The following is a 19,806-nucleotide window of genomic DNA, read 5'->3' as shown; positions in this document are numbered from 1 at the left end:
CACGACAGTTTCGCCCTTGCTGTGCGGTCCCCACAGACCTAACTTGTCGGCATGATGCAGCCCCCCGCCCCCCCGCTTGTCGATCCCTTCGCCCGTCCGATCACCTATCTGCGGGTGTCGGTCACCGACAGGTGCGATTTCCGCTGCACCTATTGCATGGCCGAACACATGCAGTTCCTGCCGAAAAAGGACCTGCTGACACTGGAAGAACTTGACCGGCTGTGCAGCGCCTTCATCGGGCTGGGGGTAAAGAAACTGCGCATCACCGGGGGGGAACCGCTGGTGCGCAAGGACATCATAACCTTTTTCCGCAAGGTCGCGCGCCATCTGGACACGGGCGCGCTGACGGAACTGACGCTGACCACGAATGGCAGCCAGCTGACCCGCTTTGCCGCCGATCTGGCGGCGGTGGGGGTGCGGCGGATCAACGTCTCGCTCGACACGCTGGATGAGGCGAAATTTGCCCGGATCACCCGCTGGGGCCGGCTCCCGCAGGTGCTTGACGGCATCCGCGCCGCCAGTGCCGCGGGGATGCGCGTCAAGATCAACGCGGTCGCGCTGAAAGGCTTCAATGAAGATGAGCTGTTCGGCCTGGTCGACTGGTGCGGGGCCGAAGGCCATGACCTGACCTTCATCGAGGTCATGCCGATGGGCGAAATGGGCGAGGAAATGCGGCTGGATCAGTACTGGCCGCTGAAGGATCTGCGCGCGCGGCTGGCCGAACGCTTTACGCTGACCGACCTGACGGATCGCACCGGCGGGCCCGCGCGCTATGTCCGGCTGGACGAAACGGGGCAGAAGATCGGCTTCATCACGCCGCTCACGCATAATTTCTGCGAAAGCTGCAACCGGGTGCGCGTCACCTGCACGGGCGAGCTGTTCATGTGCCTGGGCCAGGAAGACATGGCCGATCTGCGCGCGCCGCTGCGCGCCAGCGCCGATGACGCCGCCCTGATCGCCGCGATCCGTGCCGCCATCGCGCGCAAGCCCAAGGGGCATGACTTCGACTATTCGCGCCAGCATGTCGCGGGCCAGGTATCGCGCCACATGAGCCATACCGGCGGCTGACCTTACCTGATCCTGATCAAGGATTTGTACTAGGCGGATGTGCCAGCATGCGGCAGACTGCCCCCGAAGGAGGACCGACATGTACAAAAATATCCTTGTTCCGATCGCGTTTGACGACGACCACAGCCCCGAGGCCGCCCTGGCTGCGGCCCGTGCGCTGGCCGCGCCCGATGCCCGCGTGACACTGTTGCATGTGATGATGGAAGTGCCCGGCTATGCCATCAGCTACATGCCCGAAGGCTATTCCAGCGACCTGCGCAAAAGCATTCAGGCCGAGCTGGACAAGCTGGCCGGCGGTTTCGCCAATGGCATGGGCACGATCACCCAAGGCCATGCCGCGGCCGAAATCCTGGATTGGGTGTCGGCCAATGGCAACGACTGCATCGTCATCGCCTCGCACCGGCCCGGGCTGCAGGATTACCTGCTGGGGTCAACCGCGGCGCGGGTCGTGCGCCATGCGCCCTGTTCGGTGATGGTGCTGCGCTGACGCGATACGCCTGAGCCGGGATGCGCGCCGGTTCCCCGGCGCGCGCCCCTGCCCCCTGCCCCGCGTGACGCTTGGCCCGCCCGGCCCTTTCAGGCCGCGGGCATCCGCGCCTCGACCATGCCGGCATACCAGGACGATCCGAACGGGATCGCGTTGTCGTCGAAATCATAGGCCGGGTGATGCACGCTGGCCGTATCGCCATTGCCCAGGAAGATATAGGCCCCGGGGCGTTCGTTCAGCATGAAGCTGAAATCCTCGGCCCCCATCAGCGGCGCGGTGTTTTCCTCGACCTGGCCCGAAACGGCGCGCGCCACATCGGCGGCAAAGCGGGTGTTTTCGGGGCTGTTCATCGTCACCGGATAGCCGCGCGCATAGGCCACATCCGCCGTGGCACCAAAGGTCAGCGCCGTGCCCTCGGCAATGGCCTTCACCCGGGCCTCGACGTAATCCTGCACGGCGGGGTCCATGGTGCGCACCGTGCCGCGCAGCAGCACGGTCTGGGGGATGACGTTATGCGCCTGCGTTTCGGTGCGGAAGGTGCAGACCGAAACGACCACCTGCTTCAGCGGATCGACATTGCGGCTGGCGATGGATTGCAGCGCGATCACGATGTGGCTGGCCACCAGCGTGGTATCGATGCATTCATGCGGCTTGGCGGCATGGCCGCCCTTGCCGGTCACGGTGATCTCGAACTGATCGGCCGCGGCCATCATCGCACCTTCGCGGATGTGGAAATGGCCCACCGGGATGCCGGGCATGTTGTGCATGCCATACACCTCTTGCACGCCGAAGCGTTCCATCAGCCCCTCGGCCACCATCTCGCGCCCGCCGCCGCCGCCCTCTTCGGCGGGCTGGAAGATCACCACGGCGGTACCGTCGAAATTGCGTGTCTCGGCCAGGTATTTCGCCGCGCCCAGCAACATCGCGGTGTGCCCGTCATGACCGCAGGCATGCATCTTTCCGGGCGTTTTCGAGGCATGCGGCAGGCCCGTCGCCTCATGGATGGGCAGGGCGTCCATATCGGCGCGCAGGCCAATCACCCGGCCCCCGGTGTCGCTGCGCCCCCGGATCACGCCAACCACGCCGGTGCGCCCGATCCCCTCGACCACCTCGTCACAACCAAAGCTGCGCAAAAGCCCGGCCACCTTGCCGGCGGTGCGATGGACATCGAACAAAAGTTCGGGGTGTTCGTGAAAATCCCGCCGCCAGGCGGTGATTTCGGGCAGCAGTTCGGCAAAGCGGTTCTTGACGGGCATCGTCACTTTCTCCTGTCGGGTGGTTCTGGCGGGCGTCGTACGCGCCCCTGCGGTCAGCCTGTTACAAAGCCCGCCCCATCGCAAGGCCCCACGCGGCGGGCGTCCCGGCGGCAGGGGACGATTCCCCGCGCCGGCGCGCCCGGGCCCGCCGCGCCATTCACCAACCCGCCCGACCACCCCGGCAAAAGCGCAGAATTCTTGAATTTGCCGCCGTCATATCGACCGAAATCTTCGTCATTCCGCCCGCCCCCACGTCATCGAGAGCGTTAACATAAACATTCTTGCGCAATTGAAAAAATCTCTGACACTTGATCCATCAAGGTCGCCCGGATACCGGCATGCAAACGGCCACAATAAAAAGACTATATAAAACAAACGACTGGGAGAGTTTTATGCCGGATGGGGCCGCGCCCGTCCTGTCTGTCCGGGGGTTGAAGACCGTCTTCACAACCCGCGGCGGAGAGGTTCATGCCGTCAATTCCGTCAGCTTCGACCTGCGCCCCGGCGAATTGCTGGGCGTGGTCGGGGAATCGGGGTCGGGCAAGTCGGTCACGATGATGTCGCTGATCGGCCTTTTGCCATCCCCACCCGCCGATGTGCGCGCGGGCCAGGTGCTGTTCGACGGAACCGACCTGTTGGCCTGCGGCGCCGGTCATCTGCGCGGTGTGCGCGGCGCGGGCATCGGTTTCATCTTTCAGGACCCGATGACCTCGCTCAACCCGGTGTTCACCGTGGGCTATCAGCTGCGCGAACCGCTGATGACGCATATGGGCCTGACCCGCGCGCAGGCGCAGGTCCGGGCGGCGGAATTGCTGGATCTGGTCGGCATCCCCGATGCGGCGCGGCGGCTGAAGGATTACCCGCATCAGTTTTCCGGCGGCATGCGCCAGCGCGTGATGATCGCGATCGCGCTGGCCTGCGATCCCAAGGTGCTGATCGCCGACGAACCCACCACCGCGCTGGATGTGACGATCCAGGCGCAGATCCTGGAACTGGTGCGCGATCTGCGCCACAAGCTGGGCATGGCGATCGTCTGGATCACCCATGATCTGGGCGTGATCGCGGGCATCGCGGACCGGGTGATGGTGATGTATGGCGGCCAGATCGTCGAACAGGCCCCGGTGCAGGACCTGTTCGCCCGGCCCCGCCACCCCTATACGCGCGCGCTGTTGAAGACCGTTCCGTCGGTGCGCGGGGCGCGGGCGGAAAAGCTCAGCGTGATCGAGGGCCAGCCCCCGATCCTGCGCGCCGCCCCCGCGGCCTGCGCCTTTGCCAACCGCTGCCCCCATGCCTTTGCCCGCTGCGGCGTGGAAAATCCGCCGCTGTTCCCCGCGGGCCCCGGCCATGACGCCGCCTGCTTCTGGGATTTCGACAAGGATGCCCCCAAAGATGGCTGATGCCGCGCTGCCCCAGGCCGTGACGCCCGAAGCCACGGCACCCGAAGCCGCACGCAAGCCGCTGATCGAGGTCAGGGGCCTGCGGATGTATTTCCCGATCACCGCAGGCGTGCTGCGCCGGCGCGTGGGTGATGTGAAGGCGGTCGATGACGTGTCCTTCGACATCCTGCAGGGCGAAACACTGGGCCTTGTGGGGGAATCGGGCTGCGGGAAGTCCACCTGCGGGCGGGCGATCCTGCGGCTTTACGAACCCACCGCCGGGTCGGTCCGGCTGGATGGCGAAGATGTGCTGGCCGCGCGCCCCGACCGGCTGCGCAAGCTGCGCCCGGCCATGCAGATGGTGTTCCAGGATCCCCAGGCCAGCCTGAACCCGCGCATGACCGTGGCCGCGATCATCGGCGAACCGCTGGAGGAACACACCCGCCTGACGCGGGCGGACAAGCTGGCCCGGATCTATGAACTGATGGACCAGGTGGGCCTGAACCGCGATTTCGCCAACCGCTATCCGCATGAATTTTCCGGCGGCCAGCGCCAGCGTATCGGCATTGCCCGCGCGCTGGCGCTGAACCCGCGGTTCATCGTCTGCGACGAACCGATCGCGGCGCTGGACGTGTCGATCCAGGCGCAGGTGGTCAACCTGCTTGAGGAATTGCAGGACCGGCTGGGCCTGACCTATCTGTTCATCAGCCACGATCTGTCGATGGTGCGCCATATCGCGGACCGGGTGGCGGTAATGTATCTGGGCCGGATCATCGAACTGGCCCCGCGTGAGGCGCTTTATGGCGCGCCGCTGCATCCCTATACCCAGGCGCTTCTGTCCGCCGTGCCGGAACCCGACCCCGCGCTGGAGGCACATCGCCGCCGGATCATCCTGACGGGCGATGTGCCCTCGCCCGCCAATCCGCCGCCGGGGTGCAATTTCTGCACCCGCTGCCCCAAGGTGATGCCGGTCTGCCGTACCGTCGAACCCGATCTGCGCGAACTGGAACCGGGCCGCTTCGTGGCCTGCCATCTTTACAACCAGACCGCCGGGGTAACGGCGGCCGCCGGGGGCAGCCCCGGCACTGACCCTGCGTCGATCCAACAAGGAGAATGACATGAAACTGAAAACCGCCCTGATGGGCGCGGCCGCAAGCCTGGCCTTTGCCCCCGCGGCCCTTGCCGAACGCGGCAGCGACGGCGAGGTGCGCATCCTCTATTCCCAGGCCGTATCCACGATGAACGCCTATCTGTCCTCGGGCACGAAGGATGTCGAGGTCGGCAGCCTGGTGCTGGAACCGCTGGCCGGCTTCAATGAAAAGGGCGAGGTGATCCCGCGCCTGGTGACCGAAATCCCGTCCCTGGAAAACGGCGGCATTGCCGGGGACATGAAGTCGATCACCTGGAAGCTGATCCCCGGCCTGCTGTGGTCAGACGGCAGCCCCTTTACCGCCCATGACGCGGTGTTCACCGCCGAATACTGCATGCATCCCGAAGGCGGCTGCGCGCAGCTGGCGCGCTATGAGGGTATCGAGAAGGTCGAGGCGGTGGACGATCTGACCGTCAGGATCACCTACAAGGACGCCAAGCCCAACCCCTTCACCGCCTTCGTGGGCGCCACCTCGCCCATCCTGCAAAAGGCGCAATTCCAGAACTGTCTTGGCCCGGCGGCGTCCAGCTGCACGGATCAGAACTTCAAGCCGATCGGCACCGGCCCCTTCCGGGTGACCGAATTCCGTACCAATGACACGGTCATGCTGGAGGCCAACCCGAATTATCGCGACCCGGCCAAGCCGGCCTTTGCCACGGCGCTGGTCAAGGGCGGGGGCGATGCCACGGCGGCGGCCCGCGCGGTGATGGAAACCGGCGAATTCGACTATGCCTGGAACACCCAGATCGCGCCGGAAATCCAGGCGCAGATGGAACAGGGCGGCACCGGCAAATTCGTCAACGCCTTCGGCACGCTGGTCGAGCGGATCGAGATGAACATGACCGATCCCTCGCCCGAACTGCCCGAGGGCGAGCGGTCCACCGCGAAACACCCCCATCCGATCCTGTCCGACATCCGCGTGCGCAAGGCGTTGTCGATGGCGATCGACCGCCAGATCCTGGTGGAAATCGGCTATGGCAACGCCGGACGCGCCACCTGCAACCTGGTGCCCGCGCCGGAAATGTTCGCCTCTGACAATAACGACTGCCTGACCCAGGATGTGGACGGCGCCAAGGCGCTGCTGGACGAAGCGGGCTGGACCGACAGCGACGGCGACGGCGTGCGCGACAAGGACGGGCGCAAGCTGGCCCTGCTGTATCAGACCTCGGTCAATGCGATCCGGCAGGATTTCCAGTCGATCATCAAGCAGTGGTGGAACGACATCGGCGTCGAGGTTGAACTGAAGACGGTCGACCCTTCGGTGTTCTTCGGCGGCGATGCGGGCAGCCCCGACACGTTCCAGAAATTCTATGCCGATGTCGAAATGTATGCCAACAACTTCGACGGCACCGATCCCGAACCCTATCTGGCGCAATATACCTGCGAAAAGGCGCCGCGCCCGGAAACCCAGTGGCAGGGCGAAAACGTCAACCGCTTCTGCGACCCGGCCTATGACGCACTGGTGGCCGAACTGGTCAGGACCCGCGAAATGGACAAGCGCGCCGAGATCGCCAGGAAGCTGAACGAGATGCTGACCAAGGACAGCTATGTCGTGGTGCCGCTGGTCGATCGCGGGCGCCTGTCGGCGCATGCCAACACGCTGGGCGGGGTGGTGCTGAACACCTGGGATTCCGAACTGTGGAACGCCTCGGACTGGCATCGCATCAAGTGACCCTGTGACCGGGGGCGCAGGCGGGCAACCCGCCCGCGCCCCCACCCTTGCCAGACCCTGACCCGAGGCGCCGATGTTCACCTTTACCCTTCGCCGATTGCTGATCGCGGTGCCGACGCTGCTGGTCATCAGCCTGGTGATCTTTCTGCTGCTGGAGGCCGCCCCGGGCGACCCCCTGGGCGATGTGCCGCTGACCGTGCCGCCCGACGTCAAGGAAAAGATGCGCGCGGCCCTTGGCCTGGACAGTCCGTGGTATGTGCGCTACGCGCTCTGGCTGAAACAATTCTTCTGGGTCGAGCCGCTGCACCTGATCGACCACCTCTTCGGCACCTCGCTGGGCGAGGGGATGCAGCGGGTAATTTCCTTCCAGTCGCGCCAGCCGGTGATGCAGATCATCGCCGAACGGCTGCCGCAGACGTTGATGGTGGTGGGGCTGGCCTATCTGATCGGGGTGATGATCGCGCTGCCGATCGGCATCCTGTCGGCCTATCGGCAATATTCCTGGTTCGACAATCTGGGCACCTTCATCGCGATGGTGGGGTTTTCGGTACCCACCTTCTTTACCGGCGTGGTGCTGATCATCGTTTTCGCGGTCAAGCTGCAATGGTTCCCGTCCGTCTATGACACGACGCTGAAGGTGACCGACTGGGCCAGCTTCAAGGCGCAACTGCGCCAGATGGTGATGCCGGTCACGGTGCTGGCACTGTACAACGCCGCCCAGATCAGCCGTTTCATGCGCGCCTCGATGCTGGACAACCTGGGCCAGGATTATGTGCGCACCGCCCGCGCCAAGGGCCTTGGCGAACGCGTGGTGGTGCTGGTTCATGTGCTGCGCAATTCGATGATCCCGGTGGTCACGGTGATCGCGCTTGGCGTGCCCACGATCTTTGGCGGCGCGATCATCACCGAACAGGTGTTCAAGGTGAACGGCCTGGGCCAGCAGCTGATTTCATCGATCCATGCCAATGACCTGCCCATGGTGATGACGCTGACCTTCATCTTCGCGATCCTGATCGTGCTGTTCAATCTGATCGCCGATCTTCTCTATGGCATTCTGGACCCGAGGATCCGCTATGACTGAGGCCCCCGTCACGCTGACCCTGCCCCGCCCGCCGCGTTCGCAGTGGCGCGATGTCTGGGACCAGTTCAAGACCCACAAGGGCGCCATCGTCGGGCTGACCGTCTTTGCCCTGATCCTGGGCGCGGTGCTGATCGGCCCGCTGATCTGGCAGATCGACCCCACCACGGTGGACCTGCGCGCGCGCAACAAGGGCTTTTCCCCCGCCCATCCCTTTGGCACCGATCAGCTGGGCCGCGATCTGCTGGCGCGGGTGATGGCGGGGGGCAAAGTGTCGATCGCGGTGGGGATGACGGCGATGTCGCTGTCGATCCTGCTGGGCACGACGATCGGGGTTATGGCGGGCTATTTCCGCCGGCTGGAAGGGCCGCTGATGCGGCTGACCGACCTGTTCCTGGCGCTGCCGCTGCTGCCGCTGCTGTTGCTGATGGTGACGCTGTTTCGCGAACCGCTGTCGCGCAGCTTCGGCCCCGAGGGCGGGATCTTCCTGCTGATCGTCTGCGCGATCGGCGCCACCAGCTGGATGCAGACCGCGCGTATCGTGCGCGGCGAGGTGCTGGCGATCAAGGAACGCGAATTCGTGCTGGCGGCGCGATCCATCGGCACGCCCGCCCGGCGCATGGTCACGCGCCATGTGCTGCCCAATGTGCTGTCGCCGATCATGGTGTCGGCGACGCTGGGCATTGCCTCGGCGATCATCACCGAATCCGCGCTGTCCTTTCTGGGGCTGGGCTTTCCGCCGGATTTCCCCACCTGGGGGCGGCTTTTGTATGATGCGATCGACCAGATGCAGCTGTACCCCTGGCGCGTCATCATCCCCGGCATCGCGATTTCCTTGACGGTGCTGTCGGTCAACTACATCGGCGACGGACTGCGCGATGCGCTGGACCCACGCATCCGCGGCCGCTGAGCGCGCTTGGTCATGGCGTGGCGCGCCCCCGCTTGCTAGGCTGGGCGCATGACCCAGACCGCCCCCCCCGCCCGCCCGCCCGTCCCGGTGTTGTCCGCCGAAGGCCTGACCAAGGTCTACCGCACCGGCGCGGTTACGGTGCAGGCGCTGCGCGGGGTCGATCTGACGCTGTTTCAGGGCGAGATGGTCGTGCTGCTGGGTGCCTCGGGGTCGGGCAAGTCGACGCTGCTGAACATTCTGGGGGCGCTGGATACGCCGACCGCGGGGCGCCTGACCTTTCGGGACCATGACCTGACCCATGCCAGCGACCGCGCGCTGACGCAGTTCCGGCGCGACCATGTGGGTTTCGTCTTTCAGTTCTACAACCTGATGCCCGCGCTGACCGCGCGCGAAAATGTGGCCCTGGTGACCGAGATCGCCGAAAACCCGATGCGCCCCGAAGAGGCGCTGGAACGCGTGGGCCTGGGCCACCGGCTGGATCATTTCCCGGCGGAACTGTCGGGGGGCGAACAGCAGCGCGTGGCCATCGCGCGCGCCATCGGCAAGCGTCCCGAACTGCTGCTGTGCGACGAACCCACCGGCGCGCTGGACAGCGCAACCGGCGTCACCGTGCTTGAGGCCCTGGCCGAGGTGAACCGCGATCTGGGCACCACCACGGCGATCATCACCCATAACGCGGGCATCCGGAAGATCGCGCATCGGGTGATCTATCTGGCCGACGGGCGGATCGCACGCGAAGAGGTCAACGATACCCGCATCGCGCCCGCACAGGTCAGCTGGTGATGCGCGCGCTGGATCGCAAGACTTTGCGCGATCTGGCCCGGCTTTGGGCGCAGGTGCTGGCGATCGCGCTGGTGCTGGGCTGCGGGGTGATGGTGCTGGTGCTGGCCAATGGCACGCGCGCCTCGCTGATGGACACGCGTGAGGCCTATTACGAACGCCATCGTTTCGGCGATGTCTTTGCTGCCGCCACCCGCGCCCCGCGCAGCCTGCTGTCCGATATCGCGGCCCTGCCCGGCATCGCCGCGCTGGAGGCGCGGATCACCGCCGCCGCGCTGGTCGATCTGGAAGGTTTTGCCGAACCCGTTTCGGCGCGGGTGCTGTCACTGCCGGCCTCGGGCGGGTCGGCGCTGAACCTGCCGCTGTTGCGCGCAGGCCGCCTGCCCGACCCGCTGCACCCTGATGAGGTGGCGCTGTATGAACCCTTCGCCCAGGCCCATGGCCTGCGCCCCGGCGACCGCTTTGCCGCGGTGATCAAGGGCCAGCGCCGCGAACTGGTGGTGACCGGGCATCTGCTGTCGCCCGAGTTCATCTATACGATGGGCGCGGGGTCGATCATGCCCGACGATCGCCGCTTCGGTATCCTGTGGATGGCCGAGGCGCCGCTGGCCGCCGCGACCGATCTGGACGGGGCCTTCAACGACCTGACGCTGCGCCTTTCGCGCGGCGCGAACGAGGCGGCGGTGATCGCCGCCCTTGACCGGCTGCTGGCGCCCTATGGCGGCACCGGCGGCTATGGACGCGCGCGCCACGCCTCGCACGCCTTTCTGGACAGCGAGATGACCCAGCTGGCCGCGTTGGCCTATATCCTGCCGCCGATCTTCCTGATCGTGTCGGCCTTTCTGGTGAACATGGTGCTGGGCCGCCTGATCGCGCTGGAACGCCGCCAGATCGGGCTGTTGAAGGCGGTGGGCTATTCCACCGGGGCGATCGGCTGGCACTATCTGAAGCTGTGCCTGGGCATCGGGGTGCTGGGGGTGCTGTTGGGCTGGGCCGCGGGCTGGTGGCTGGGCCAGCGCATGACCGAGCTTTACACCGAATTCTTCCGCCTGCCCTGGCTGATCTATCAGCCGCGCCCGGGGCCCTTTGCCATTTCCGCGGCGCTGGCGCTGGCCACGGTCACGGCGGGCGGGCTGCGCGCGGTGCGCGCCTCGGTGCGGCTGGCGCCGGCGGTGGCGATGGCGCCGCCCGCCCCGCCGCTGTTCCGGCGCGGCTGGCTGGACAGGCTGGGCCGGGCGCTGCGCCTGCGCCAGACGACGATGATGATCCTGCGCTCGGTCGCGCGCTGGCCGGGGCGGGCCAGTGTCACGCTGTTCGGGGTTTCGGCCTCGGTCGCGGTGCTGGTGGCGTCGTTCTGCACCTTCGATGCGATGGACCTGATGATGGATGAGATGTTCAGCCAGTCCAACCGCCAGCAGGTGACACTGATCCTGTCGTCCGCCCGAAATGAGGCGGCGGTGCAGGACGTTCTGGCCCTGCCCGGCGTGATCCGGGCCGAGGGCGCCTTTGCCCTGCCGGTGCGGCTGATCCACGGGGCGCGGTCAGAGCTGTCGACGCTGAACGCCCGGCCCGCGCAGACCGATCTGTCGCGGCTTCTGGACAGCGACGGCCGCCCCGTCGCCCTGCCCGCCCAGGGCCTGGTCCTGCCCGAGGGCCTGGCGCGCAAGCTGGACCTGCGCCCGGGCGACATGCTGCAGGTCGAGGCGCTGGCCCCCCCGCGCGAAACCTGGGCGATCCCGCTGGCCGGTACCATCCGCCAGACCGTCGGGCAAGAGGCGCATATGGACCGCACCGCGCTGTTTTCGCTGATGCGCAGCGCGCCGCAGGTCAACATGCTGCATCTGATGGTCGATACCGACCGCATGGGTGCCCTGCACGGGGCCGTCAAGGCCACGCCGGCCGTCGCGGGCCTGGTCACCTGGACCGAGGTACGCCACCAGTTCGAGCAGACGATCAACGAAAACCTGTGGATTTCGGCCACGATCTATTCGGTTCTGGGGATGCTGATCACCATCGGCGTGATCTATAATGCCGCGCGCATCCAGCTGTCGCAGCGTGCCCATGATCTGGCCAGCCTGCGCGTCCTGGGCTTTCGCCGGGCCGAGGTGGGCTATGTTCTGGTCGGCGAGTTGATGGGGCTGACCCTGGCGGCGATCCCGCCGGGTTGGCTTGCGGGCTATGGATTTGCCGCGATGATCGTGGCAGGCGTATCCACCGATGTGGTCAGCGTGCCGCTGGTGATCGACACATCGACCTATGCCGCGGCCAGCCTGATCGTGCTGGTCACGGCGCTTGCGGCGGCGCTGGTGGTGCGCCGCAGGCTGGACCGGATCGACATCGTGCAGGCGCTGAAGGCGCAGGAATAGGATCAGGAGACAGGGATCATGCCAGACCGCCCCCCCCGCAAGTTCACAGCCCCGCGCCTGATCGCGCCGCTGTTGGGTGTCGTAACCCTGGCGGGGCTGGCGGTCTGGGCGCTGTGGCCCAAACCCGAGCCGGTGGATCTGGCCGCGGTAACGCTGGCCCCGATGGAGGTGACGGTCGAAGCCGAGGGCGTGACGCGGGTGCGCGACCCCTATCTGGTCACCGCGCCGCTGACGGGGGCTGCGCTGCGCATGCCGGTGCAGGTGGGCGATCCGGTGACGCGCGGGCAAACGGTGGTGGCGGTGATCCGCCCGGCCGAACCCGCCTTTCTGGACGCGCGCGCGCGCGCCGCCGCCGAAGCCGCCGTGACCGAGGCCCAGGCCGCGCTGCGCCTGGCCGAGGTGAACCTGTCGCACGCCCAGGCCGATCTGGACTATGCCGAGGCCGAACTGCGCCGCAACCTGGCGCTGTCGGAACGCGGCATCATCGCTTCGCGCACGCTGGAAGCGGCAGCGCAGGCGCGCGACACCGCCGCCGCCGCGCTGCAGGCCGCGCGGTCGGAACTGGACCTGAACCGCGCGACCCTTGCCCGCATGCAGGCGCAGCTGGTAGCGCCCGCGCCCGCCGGCCCCGATGCGGGCCCGGGCGATTGCTGCGTGCAGATCAGCGCGCCGCATTCGGGCCGGGTGCTGACCGTCGCCGACCCTTCGGCGCGGCTGGTGCAGGCGGGCGAGCCGCTGCTGACGATCGGCGACCTGCAGGATCTGGAAATCGAAGTCGATCTGCTGTCGGCCGATGCGGTCAAGGTCGCCCCCGGCGCCCTGGCCCATATCGAACGCTGGGGCGGGCCGGACCCGCTGCAGGCGCAGGTGCGCCGGATCGAACCCGCCGCCTTCACCCGCGTTTCGGCGCTGGGAATCGAGGAACAGCGCGTGCGGCTGAAGCTGGACATCCTGTCACCGCCCGAGGCGCGGGCGGGGCTGGGCGATGGCTATCGGGTCTTTGTGCGGGTGGTGATCTGGTCCAGCCCGCAGGCGCTGCAGGTGCCGCAGGGCGCGCTGTTCCGCCATGAGGGCGGCTGGGCGGTGTTTCGCGAAACAAACGGGCGCGCGGCGCTGGTGCCGGTCACGATCGGCCAGATTCAGGCCGATCGCGCCGAGGTTCTGTCGGGCCTGTCCGAAGGCGACCGCGTCGTCGCCTACCCCGGCAACCGCATCACCGACGGCGCCCGGATCGCGCCCCGCCCCAACGCACCCTGACGCCGCCCCCTGACATCGCGCACGCCCCGCGCCATCCCCGGTCCTGGGGCAGCATGGCCCGCAGCAACGAAAGGGCCGCACCAGTCTGCACCGATGCGGCCCCGTCTGCGCAGGTTTCGGGCCGGACATCCCGGCCCGGCGATCAGAACGCCATCTTCACGAAGACACCCAGACCGTGGTTTTCATAGTCATCGCCGAACGAGCCGCGATATTCGCCGCCCAGCACGGCCCCCTTGCCGCCAAAGCCCGGGATCGTCGTGGTCATCCCCAGGTTCACATCGACCCAGTCCTGATCGATGCCATCCACCGGCGTGCTGCCCGTGGGAAGGCCGACAAAGCCCGCCGCGATCATCGCATCATCGCCCGAGGCCCTGGTCATCGCCAGGCTGCCATAGGCGCGCGTGGTGCCCGCGGCATCCACCGCATAATCGCCCCGCACACCGGCGCTGACCAGCGTCACCGCGCCATCCTGTTCGCCCACGGCCAGGTTCCAGATCCCGGCGCCGGTTTCGGCAAACCCGTCCACCGAGATGTCATAACGCTCGATCGAGGCCATCGGCCCCCAGGTCAGCGCGCCCTGGCGGAACATGTAGTCGGCTTGCAGCGCCATGAAGGTCTGCGACCCATCGGTCGAGCCTTTGGCAACCGCACCGGCCACGTTGCGGATCGTGTCGAAGGACAGATCCTGATAGCCGACGACCGCCTGCAGGCTGCCGCCCACGCCGAAGGTGGTGCGCCCATAGGCCGCCACCGACCAGCCCGAGGCATCGATTTCGCCCCGCCCGGCAAAGGCCCCGGCCGTGCCGTCAAGCCCCCCGACCATCACGCCGGCCGACATCGTCGGGCTGATCGCGGTTTCCACGCCGGCGCTGAAACCGCGCGTGTCGACATCGTAACCGATGCTGTTGGCGGTGGTTTCATAGCTGCCCGAGCTGCCATGGACCGAGGCAAAGCCGCGCAGGTCATCGCCCATCGACCAGCTGCCGTCCCCCTTGCTGGACAGGGTCACGCCATCCGTGCCGATTTCCACCGAGGGACGACCCAGCGCAAAGACCTGATCGCGGCCCAGGTTCATCCCCAGCCCCGGGAAGGCGCCAAGGAAGCTGAAGCCGATCTGTTCCAGCGCATCGGCCTGTTCGGCCGGATCAAGCGCCAGAATACGGGCGATTTCCGCGGCATAATCCCCGGCATTGCCCAGGTTCCAATAGGGAACCTCTGCCGCCGCATCCAGATAGCCCGCGGTGCGGAACTGGTATTCGGTCGTCGCCGCCTCGACAATCGGGGCGAAACCCGGGGCCAGGCGCAGCGTGAATTCCCCCGCCTCGACATTGCCGACCGTGATGGTGAAGTTCAGGTTCGCGTTGCGCAGATCTTCGATGATAGCGACGCTGAACAGGCCGTTCGCCTGGGCCGCATCGACGATCGTTTGCGGCACAAGACCGCCCGGCACATAATTCAGCGCATCCACCTCGACGCCCAGCGCCGCTGCCAGTTCTGCCTTTCGATCCTCGATCTTGACGTCCGTTTCAAGGATACCGTAGGTCCAGCCGCCGCCGGCAATGTTGTTCCAGGCGATCAGCGCCGATTCATCGGCCGGGTCGGCGTTGTCATCCCAGAACAACCCATCCGGCACCATCGTGTCATCCAGCATCGCATCGCCGAAATAGGTCGCATAGTGGCCATCGGCATTGCCCAGAGCGCCGAAATCCAGCGTATTCGCCGAAGGGCTAAGGGCCAGTTCCGCCGGGTCAGGCGAGAAAAACCCGATCTCGCCCTCATTGCCGCCCGAACCGTAAAGACCGTCCGGCAGGTTGGCGCCAAGGCCGATTGCGGTCGCGGCAAGGTTGAACAGAACGGCGGCCTCGGGCGTTTCCGGGTTCATCAGGCTGCCATCGGCATCCAGCAACTGGATCGACAGACCGGTGATCCGCGCCCCGGTCAGGTTCGAGGTCTTGCCAAAGGCAAAGTAATCAACCGCGGCAAATTCGTCGCTGGGCGTGGTGCGCATACGGATGTCCAGCGCCTCGGGGCCCGTCAGGCGGGTCTTGATCCGCTTGCCCGTGCCGCGTTCCGAATCGCAGTAAACATCAGGGTTGTTGGCGATCAGGCAGTTCGTGACCTGGCTGCGCTTCGTCAGCGTTTCGAAATCGGTCACGATCGATTCATAGGGCTCCACGAATTCGGCAGTCTCGCCGTCACCGATCCGTGTCTTGGTGAAGGTGATGGCGCGAATGCCGGGTTCCAGAACGCCTTCCGCCGGGTCGGCGAAAATATAGCCATCGCCCGATGTGCCGATCAGCACATCATCATCCAGCGTACCGGCAAAGGTCGGCGCGCCCAGCGCCGCGATCAGGGCAATGGGCGCGACCGTCCCAAGTTTCAGTGCAACAAGTTTACGCAAAATGATTCCTCCAATCAGTTACAGCCCGGTGACCGGGCCTTTGGCGTATCGAACCTGCCAGGGGTGAACCCGAACCCAAGGGCTGTGCATCCGCCGGACCAGGAGTCCCGGTTGCGCGCGCGCCTTTAGCACCTGATAATTTTCATTTCGATAAAGACTAATGCAAAAGTATTTCTTATTTCTATCCCAAAGTATGTATAGTCTGCCCCTGTGACCGGAAACCAGCGCCTCTCCGCCGTGCATGGCCCCGCCCTGCGTCTGAAGCCCGCCCCTGCGTGCGGCAGGCGCAGTTTTCGCTTGCCCGCCTTGCTGATCGGCCTGACCATGAAGCAAAATCGGGGGCCTTGCGGACAAAGGGGGCGCACGATGACGATTCGGGCAGGCGTGCTGGCGATGCTGGCGCTGATGGGCGACGCGCCCGTGGCGACGGCGCAAACGATCCTTGACATCATCGGCACCGATGGTCGCGCCGTGGCCTATGATGCCGACCGCCTTGCCGCCCTGCCCCGGCACCGGATCGTTACCCATACCAGCGTCACCGACGGGCCGCACACCTTTGCCGGCCCGCTGATGCGCGATCTGCTGGCCGATGCCGGGATCACCGCCGACAACCTGCTGGCGATTGCGCTGAACGACTATGAAATCGCAATCCCGACCACCGATTTCACCCGCTTTGACGTGATCGCGGCGATGACGATGAACGACCAGCCGCTGACCGCCCGCGACAAGGGGCCGATCTGGATCGTCTATCCGCGCGACGACCATGCCGAATTGCACGACATCCTGTATGATCACCGCTGGGTCTGGCAGCTGACCCGCCTTGAGGCGCAATGATCACCCGCAGGCTGCGGCAGATCGGCCTGCCCGTGGCCATCGTGGTGGCCTGCCTGGGCGCGCTGGCCTTCGGGCTTATGCGCCTGGCCGAGATCGAACGGACGATGCGCATCAAGCAATCGGCCAACATGCTGTGGGTGATCAGCCAGGCCGAGGCCGAGACGCTGCGGCTGGATGCGGCGCTGGCGCGCAACCCCGCGGATGCCCCCGTGATCGGCACGCGGTTCGATCTGCTGGCCAGCCGCCTGACCCTGATCGCCGAGGGGCCACAGCTGCGCGCGCTGGACCGCATCGGCCTGTCCGGCCCGCTGATGGACCAGCGCGCGCGGGTGCTGGCGCTGGACCCGCGCGCAGCACCCATGACCCCCGAACGCGCCCTGCGGCTGGCCGGCGCGCTGGAACAGCTGCGGCAGGTGCTGCGCCGCGCGGGCAACCGCACCATGGTCGCCGACTGGGGAGAGCTGTCCCGGCGGCTGGAACTGTATCGCGGGGCGGTCGCGCAGGTCATCGTCTCACTGGTGCTGGGGATCGGCTTTGCCGCCTATCTGGGCTGGCGGCTGGTGGCCGATCAGCGCGCGCTTCTGCGCGCCGAGGAACTGCGGCTGCGCGCGATCCGGCTGGAACGCGATCTTGATCAGGAACGCACCCAGGCCGCCTACTGGCGCGATTTCGCCGCCGTGGTGTCGCACCAGTTCCGCACCCCCCTGGCCGTGATCGACAGCGCAGCGCAGCGGATGTTGCGCGGCCAGCCCACGCCCGGTGACACAGGCCACCGGGCACGGCTGGCCACCATCCGCCGGACCGTCGCCGATCTGTCGCGCCTGGTCGAGGCGGCGCTGATCGCGGGCCAGATCGACAACGACCTGAAGCAGCCCCGCTGCGCGCGCCATGACGTGGTGGCGCCACTGCGCGCGCTGATCGCGGACCTGCAGGCGCGCCACCCCGGCCGCAGCCTGCGGCTGGACGCGGCGGCGGAACCGATGCTGGCCTGGTGCGACCCGGGGCTGATGCAGCATACGGTGATGAATCTGCTGGAAAACGCGCTGCGCCATTGCGCGGGGCCGGTCGTGGTGCGGCTGTTTCAGCGCGACGACCGGATCGCCTGCGCGATCGTCGATACCGGCCCCGGCATCGCACCTGCCGATCTGGGGCGGATCTTCGACCGCTTTCGCCGCGGCCCGGCAAGCGGCGTCGAAGGCAGCGGGCTGGGCCTGTGGACCGCGCGGCGCCTGGCCGAATTGCAAGGCGGCACGGTCGAGGTGGAAAGCTGGCCGGGGCGCGGCTCGGTCTTTACGCTGTGGCTGGCGGCCATGGCCCCGGCGCAGGTGGCCGCATGACACCGCCCTGCATCCTGATCTGCGAGGATGAAACCGACCTGCGGCAGGATATTGCCGCGGAACTGTCCGAGGCGGGATACCGCGTTCTGGCCGCCGCCGACGGGCTGGCGGCGCTGGCGATGCTGGAAACCGACCGCCCCGATCTGATCCTGTGCGACATCTGCATGCCGCGTCTGGATGGGCGCGGTCTTCTGGCCCGCCTGCGCGCCCGGCGGCCCGATCTGGCGGATGTGCCCTTCCTGTTCCTGACCGCGCTGGCCGACCGGGCCGAGGTCGTCGCGGGCAAGCTGGCGGGGGCCGATGACTATCTGGTCAAGCCCATCGATTACGATCTGATGCTGGCCACGGTGGCGGCCCATCTGCGCCAGGTCGCGCGGCTGCGTGCCTCGATTGGCGCGCGGCTGGCGCAAACCCGCGCCGCGCTGGCCGCACCGGCCGGTGATCAGGGCGCGGCGCTGGACCGGCTGGCCCCGGCGATCGTGCTGCTGTGCCCGCGGGGTGAGGTGGTGCAGGCAAATGCCGCCGCGCGCGCGCTGTGCGGCCCGGCCGGTCCGCTGGTGCTGGGAACGCGGCTGGTCTGCACCGCCTCCGGGCCGGCAGCCGCGCTGCGTACCGCGATCGCGCAGGTGATTTCGGGTCACGCCGACTCGGCCGGTCCGGTCAGCATCCCGCGTGCGGACGGGGGGCGCGATCTGATCGTTCTGTTCGGCGCGCTGGACGCCGGCCACCCGCAGGGCGCGGCAGCCCTGGTCGTGATCGTCGACCCCGACCGGCGCCATGTGCCTGACCCGATGCTGCTGGCACGGGTCTTCGGCCTGACCCCGACCGAGGCGCGCATCGCCCATCTGCTGGCCACTGGCCAGCGCCCCGAGGATATTTCCCGCGGCCTTGGCGTTTCCGGCACAACCGTGGCCTTCCACCTGAAAAACCTGTTCTCCAAGACCGACACGAACCGCCAGAGCGATCTGGTCGCGCTGATTTTATCGTTTCCGGCGTTGGTTCCCCTCTGAACGCAGGGGGCGCGACACGCGCGAACATGTCAAAAAGATAGGACAGATCGGCGCATTTCAGACGGGTCCGCACAGGGGCTATTTGCCCTGCACAGCCATTGGCTGATGTCGCGGATGGTCCCGTTCATACTGATCCGGCCGGGTGTCTGCCTGGGGGTGGTGCCTGGCCGCGTGCCTGTTCATCGGCACGGGTGCGGGAATCGGCAAGCGTAATGTTTTTGTAACGCCGGTTCCCGCGCCGGCACGGCGCAGGCGCACCAGCCGGGCGGCGCGCAACGCCCCGATCAGCCCCGATCGGTCGTCGGACGCATCTTCTTGCGGACGTAAAGCTCCAGCCGGTGATGGACGATGTCATAGCCCAGCGCCTCGGCAATCTCGGCCTGCAGACGTTCGATCCGGTCATTGGCGAATTCCATCACCTCACCGGTATCCACGTCGATCATGTGGTCGTGATGCCCGGTTTCGGTATGTTCGAACCGGGCCGGGGTGCCCGCGAACTGATGGCGCTGGATCACGCCCTGCGCCTCCAGCGCGGTCAGGGTACGATAGACGGTGGACAGCGAAATCCCCTGAACCTGCGCCTCGGCGCGGCGGTGCAGTTCCACCGCTTCGGGATGGTCCTCGGCCCGGGCCAGCACGCCCAGCAGCGCCGCGCGCTGGCGCGTGATACGCACCCCCGCCCGACGCAGCGCATCGGTCAGCCGTTCGGTTCTGCGGTCGATCTTCGTCATTCCGTCACCTTTGCGCGAAAGTGGTGCGGCAGGCAAGGTCCAGTTGCAAATCGTTTGCATTTGTCTTGACAGATGCAAACCATTCCTAAATGC

At 66.8% G+C, this 19,806-nt stretch carries 16 protein-coding genes; 13 read left to right on the top strand and 3 right to left on the bottom strand.

Translation table 11 applies throughout. From position 1 onward, the window contains the following. Positions 1 to 51 precede the first annotated feature (51 nt). Together moaA and ACK8OU_RS10895 are read left to right on the top strand one after the other, a co-directional pair. On the top strand, positions 52 to 1,068 hold the full coding sequence (moaA, locus tag ACK8OU_RS10900; protein WP_410303451.1) for a GTP 3',8-cyclase MoaA: 1,017 nt from the start codon (positions 52 to 54) through the stop codon (positions 1,066 to 1,068). A gap of 79 nt (positions 1,069 to 1,147) precedes the next feature. Further along, complete coding sequence (locus tag ACK8OU_RS10895; RefSeq protein ID WP_410303450.1) at positions 1,148 to 1,555, top strand: universal stress protein; 408 nt, start codon at positions 1,148 to 1,150, stop codon at positions 1,553 to 1,555. A gap of 89 nt (positions 1,556 to 1,644) precedes the next feature. Here ACK8OU_RS10895 and ACK8OU_RS10890 read toward each other — a convergent pair whose 3' ends face one another. Next, positions 1,645 to 2,811, bottom strand: coding sequence for a M20 aminoacylase family protein (locus tag ACK8OU_RS10890; RefSeq protein ID WP_410303449.1), 1,167 nt, complete (start codon positions 2,809 to 2,811; stop codon positions 1,645 to 1,647). 392 nt (positions 2,812 to 3,203) lie between these two features. On the opposite strand from ACK8OU_RS10890, the gene ACK8OU_RS10885 reads away from it, so the two are divergent. The 8 genes from ACK8OU_RS10885 (at position 3,204) to ACK8OU_RS10850 (ending at position 13,400) form a co-directional block, all read left to right on the top strand. Next, positions 3,204 to 4,208: an ABC transporter ATP-binding protein gene (locus tag ACK8OU_RS10885; RefSeq protein ID WP_410303448.1), complete on the top strand. Its 1,005-nt coding sequence runs from the start codon at positions 3,204 to 3,206 to the stop codon at positions 4,206 to 4,208. Continuing rightward, complete coding sequence (locus tag ACK8OU_RS10880) at positions 4,201 to 5,304, top strand: ABC transporter ATP-binding protein (RefSeq protein WP_410303447.1); 1,104 nt, start codon at positions 4,201 to 4,203, stop codon at positions 5,302 to 5,304. The genes ACK8OU_RS10885 and ACK8OU_RS10880 overlap by 8 nt, the downstream gene beginning before the upstream one ends. Position 5,305: 1 nt before the next feature. Further along, on the top strand, positions 5,306 to 7,009 hold the full coding sequence (locus ACK8OU_RS10875) for a peptide ABC transporter substrate-binding protein (RefSeq protein ID WP_410303446.1): 1,704 nt from the start codon (positions 5,306 to 5,308) through the stop codon (positions 7,007 to 7,009). A gap of 73 nt (positions 7,010 to 7,082) precedes the next feature. After that, a complete protein-coding gene (locus tag ACK8OU_RS10870) occupies positions 7,083 to 8,090 on the top strand; it encodes an ABC transporter permease (RefSeq protein WP_410303445.1) in 1,008 nt (335 codons plus the stop codon). Next, a complete protein-coding gene (locus ACK8OU_RS10865) occupies positions 8,083 to 8,997 on the top strand; it encodes an ABC transporter permease (protein ID WP_410303444.1) in 915 nt (304 codons plus the stop codon). The genes ACK8OU_RS10870 and ACK8OU_RS10865 overlap by 8 nt, the downstream gene beginning before the upstream one ends. Positions 8,998 to 9,045: 48 nt before the next feature. Then, positions 9,046 to 9,780 carry an ABC transporter ATP-binding protein gene (locus ACK8OU_RS10860; protein WP_410303443.1) on the top strand — a complete coding sequence of 245 codons (735 nt, stop codon included), beginning with the start codon at positions 9,046 to 9,048 and terminating at the stop codon, positions 9,778 to 9,780. Further along, positions 9,780 to 12,143, top strand: coding sequence for an ABC transporter permease (locus ACK8OU_RS10855; protein WP_410303442.1), 2,364 nt, complete (start codon positions 9,780 to 9,782; stop codon positions 12,141 to 12,143). Before ACK8OU_RS10860 ends, ACK8OU_RS10855 begins: the two co-directional genes overlap by 1 nt. A gap of 18 nt (positions 12,144 to 12,161) precedes the next feature. Continuing rightward, entirely contained in the window at positions 12,162 to 13,400 is a 1,239-nt protein-coding gene (locus ACK8OU_RS10850) for an efflux RND transporter periplasmic adaptor subunit (protein WP_410303441.1), read from the top strand. Positions 13,401 to 13,542: 142 nt separating this feature from the next. Here the strand turns inward: ACK8OU_RS10850 and ACK8OU_RS10845 are convergent, their stop codons facing one another. Beyond that, a complete protein-coding gene (locus tag ACK8OU_RS10845) occupies positions 13,543 to 15,801 on the bottom strand; it encodes a choice-of-anchor F family protein (protein WP_410303440.1) in 2,259 nt (752 codons plus the stop codon). A 366-nt stretch (positions 15,802 to 16,167) separates the two neighbouring features. Here ACK8OU_RS10845 and ACK8OU_RS10840 point away from each other — a divergent pair, with 366 nt between their 5' ends. From ACK8OU_RS10840 to ACK8OU_RS10830, 3 genes are read left to right on the top strand one after another with little or no spacing between them, the layout of a single operon-like run. Then, positions 16,168 to 16,635: a putative pterin-binding protein gene (locus tag ACK8OU_RS10840; protein WP_410303439.1), complete on the top strand. Its 468-nt coding sequence runs from the start codon at positions 16,168 to 16,170 to the stop codon at positions 16,633 to 16,635. After that, a complete protein-coding gene (locus tag ACK8OU_RS10835) occupies positions 16,632 to 17,972 on the top strand; it encodes a sensor histidine kinase (protein WP_410303438.1) in 1,341 nt (446 codons plus the stop codon). The genes ACK8OU_RS10840 and ACK8OU_RS10835 overlap by 4 nt, the downstream gene beginning before the upstream one ends. Beyond that, the gene (locus tag ACK8OU_RS10830) at positions 17,969 to 18,982 is read left to right on the top strand and encodes a response regulator (protein WP_410303437.1); all 1,014 of its coding nucleotides are present in this window, start codon (positions 17,969 to 17,971) and stop codon (positions 18,980 to 18,982) included. Before ACK8OU_RS10835 ends, ACK8OU_RS10830 begins: the two co-directional genes overlap by 4 nt. Before the next feature lie 284 nt (positions 18,983 to 19,266). On the opposite strand, the gene ACK8OU_RS10825 is transcribed toward ACK8OU_RS10830, so the two are convergent. Then, positions 19,267 to 19,713: a Fur family transcriptional regulator gene (locus ACK8OU_RS10825; RefSeq protein ID WP_410303436.1), complete on the bottom strand. Its 447-nt coding sequence runs from the start codon at positions 19,711 to 19,713 to the stop codon at positions 19,267 to 19,269. Positions 19,714 to 19,806 lie beyond the last annotated feature (93 nt).

Origin of the sequence: Pontitalea aquivivens, assembly GCF_046507575.1 — a bacterium.
Taxonomy (GTDB): Bacteria; Pseudomonadota; Alphaproteobacteria; order Rhodobacterales; family Rhodobacteraceae; genus Pontitalea; species Pontitalea aquivivens.
The sequence above is the reverse complement of the archived record's forward strand: the minus strand, read 5'-3'. Positions and strand labels throughout refer to the sequence as shown.

What these genes read in the sequence shown, in the direction of transcription:
- ACK8OU_RS10880 (WP_410303447.1), top strand. Translation starts at nt 4,201, where the DNA reads ATGGCTGATGCCGCGCTGCCCCAGGCCGTGACGCCCGAAGCCACGGCA.
- ACK8OU_RS10850 (WP_410303441.1), top strand. Translation starts at nt 12,162, where the DNA reads ATGCCAGACCGCCCCCCCCGCAAGTTCACAGCCCCGCGCCTGATCGCG.
- ACK8OU_RS10885 (WP_410303448.1), top strand. Translation starts at nt 3,204, where the DNA reads ATGCCGGATGGGGCCGCGCCCGTCCTGTCTGTCCGGGGGTTGAAGACC.
- ACK8OU_RS10870 (WP_410303445.1), top strand. Translation starts at nt 7,083, where the DNA reads ATGTTCACCTTTACCCTTCGCCGATTGCTGATCGCGGTGCCGACGCTG.
- ACK8OU_RS10825 (WP_410303436.1), bottom strand. Translation starts at nt 19,713, where the DNA reads ATGACGAAGATCGACCGCAGAACCGAACGGCTGACCGATGCGCTGCGT.
- ACK8OU_RS10865 (WP_410303444.1), top strand. Translation starts at nt 8,083, where the DNA reads ATGACTGAGGCCCCCGTCACGCTGACCCTGCCCCGCCCGCCGCGTTCG.
- ACK8OU_RS10855 (WP_410303442.1), top strand. Translation starts at nt 9,780, where the DNA reads ATGCGCGCGCTGGATCGCAAGACTTTGCGCGATCTGGCCCGGCTTTGG.
- ACK8OU_RS10835 (WP_410303438.1), top strand. Translation starts at nt 16,632, where the DNA reads ATGATCACCCGCAGGCTGCGGCAGATCGGCCTGCCCGTGGCCATCGTG.
- ACK8OU_RS10895 (WP_410303450.1), top strand. Translation starts at nt 1,148, where the DNA reads ATGTACAAAAATATCCTTGTTCCGATCGCGTTTGACGACGACCACAGC.
- ACK8OU_RS10890 (WP_410303449.1), bottom strand. Translation starts at nt 2,811, where the DNA reads ATGCCCGTCAAGAACCGCTTTGCCGAACTGCTGCCCGAAATCACCGCC.
- ACK8OU_RS10840 (WP_410303439.1), top strand. Translation starts at nt 16,168, where the DNA reads ATGACGATTCGGGCAGGCGTGCTGGCGATGCTGGCGCTGATGGGCGAC.
- moaA (WP_410303451.1), top strand. Translation starts at nt 52, where the DNA reads ATGATGCAGCCCCCCGCCCCCCCGCTTGTCGATCCCTTCGCCCGTCCG.
- ACK8OU_RS10875 (WP_410303446.1), top strand. Translation starts at nt 5,306, where the DNA reads ATGAAACTGAAAACCGCCCTGATGGGCGCGGCCGCAAGCCTGGCCTTT.
- ACK8OU_RS10860 (WP_410303443.1), top strand. Translation starts at nt 9,046, where the DNA reads ATGACCCAGACCGCCCCCCCCGCCCGCCCGCCCGTCCCGGTGTTGTCC.
- ACK8OU_RS10830 (WP_410303437.1), top strand. Translation starts at nt 17,969, where the DNA reads ATGACACCGCCCTGCATCCTGATCTGCGAGGATGAAACCGACCTGCGG.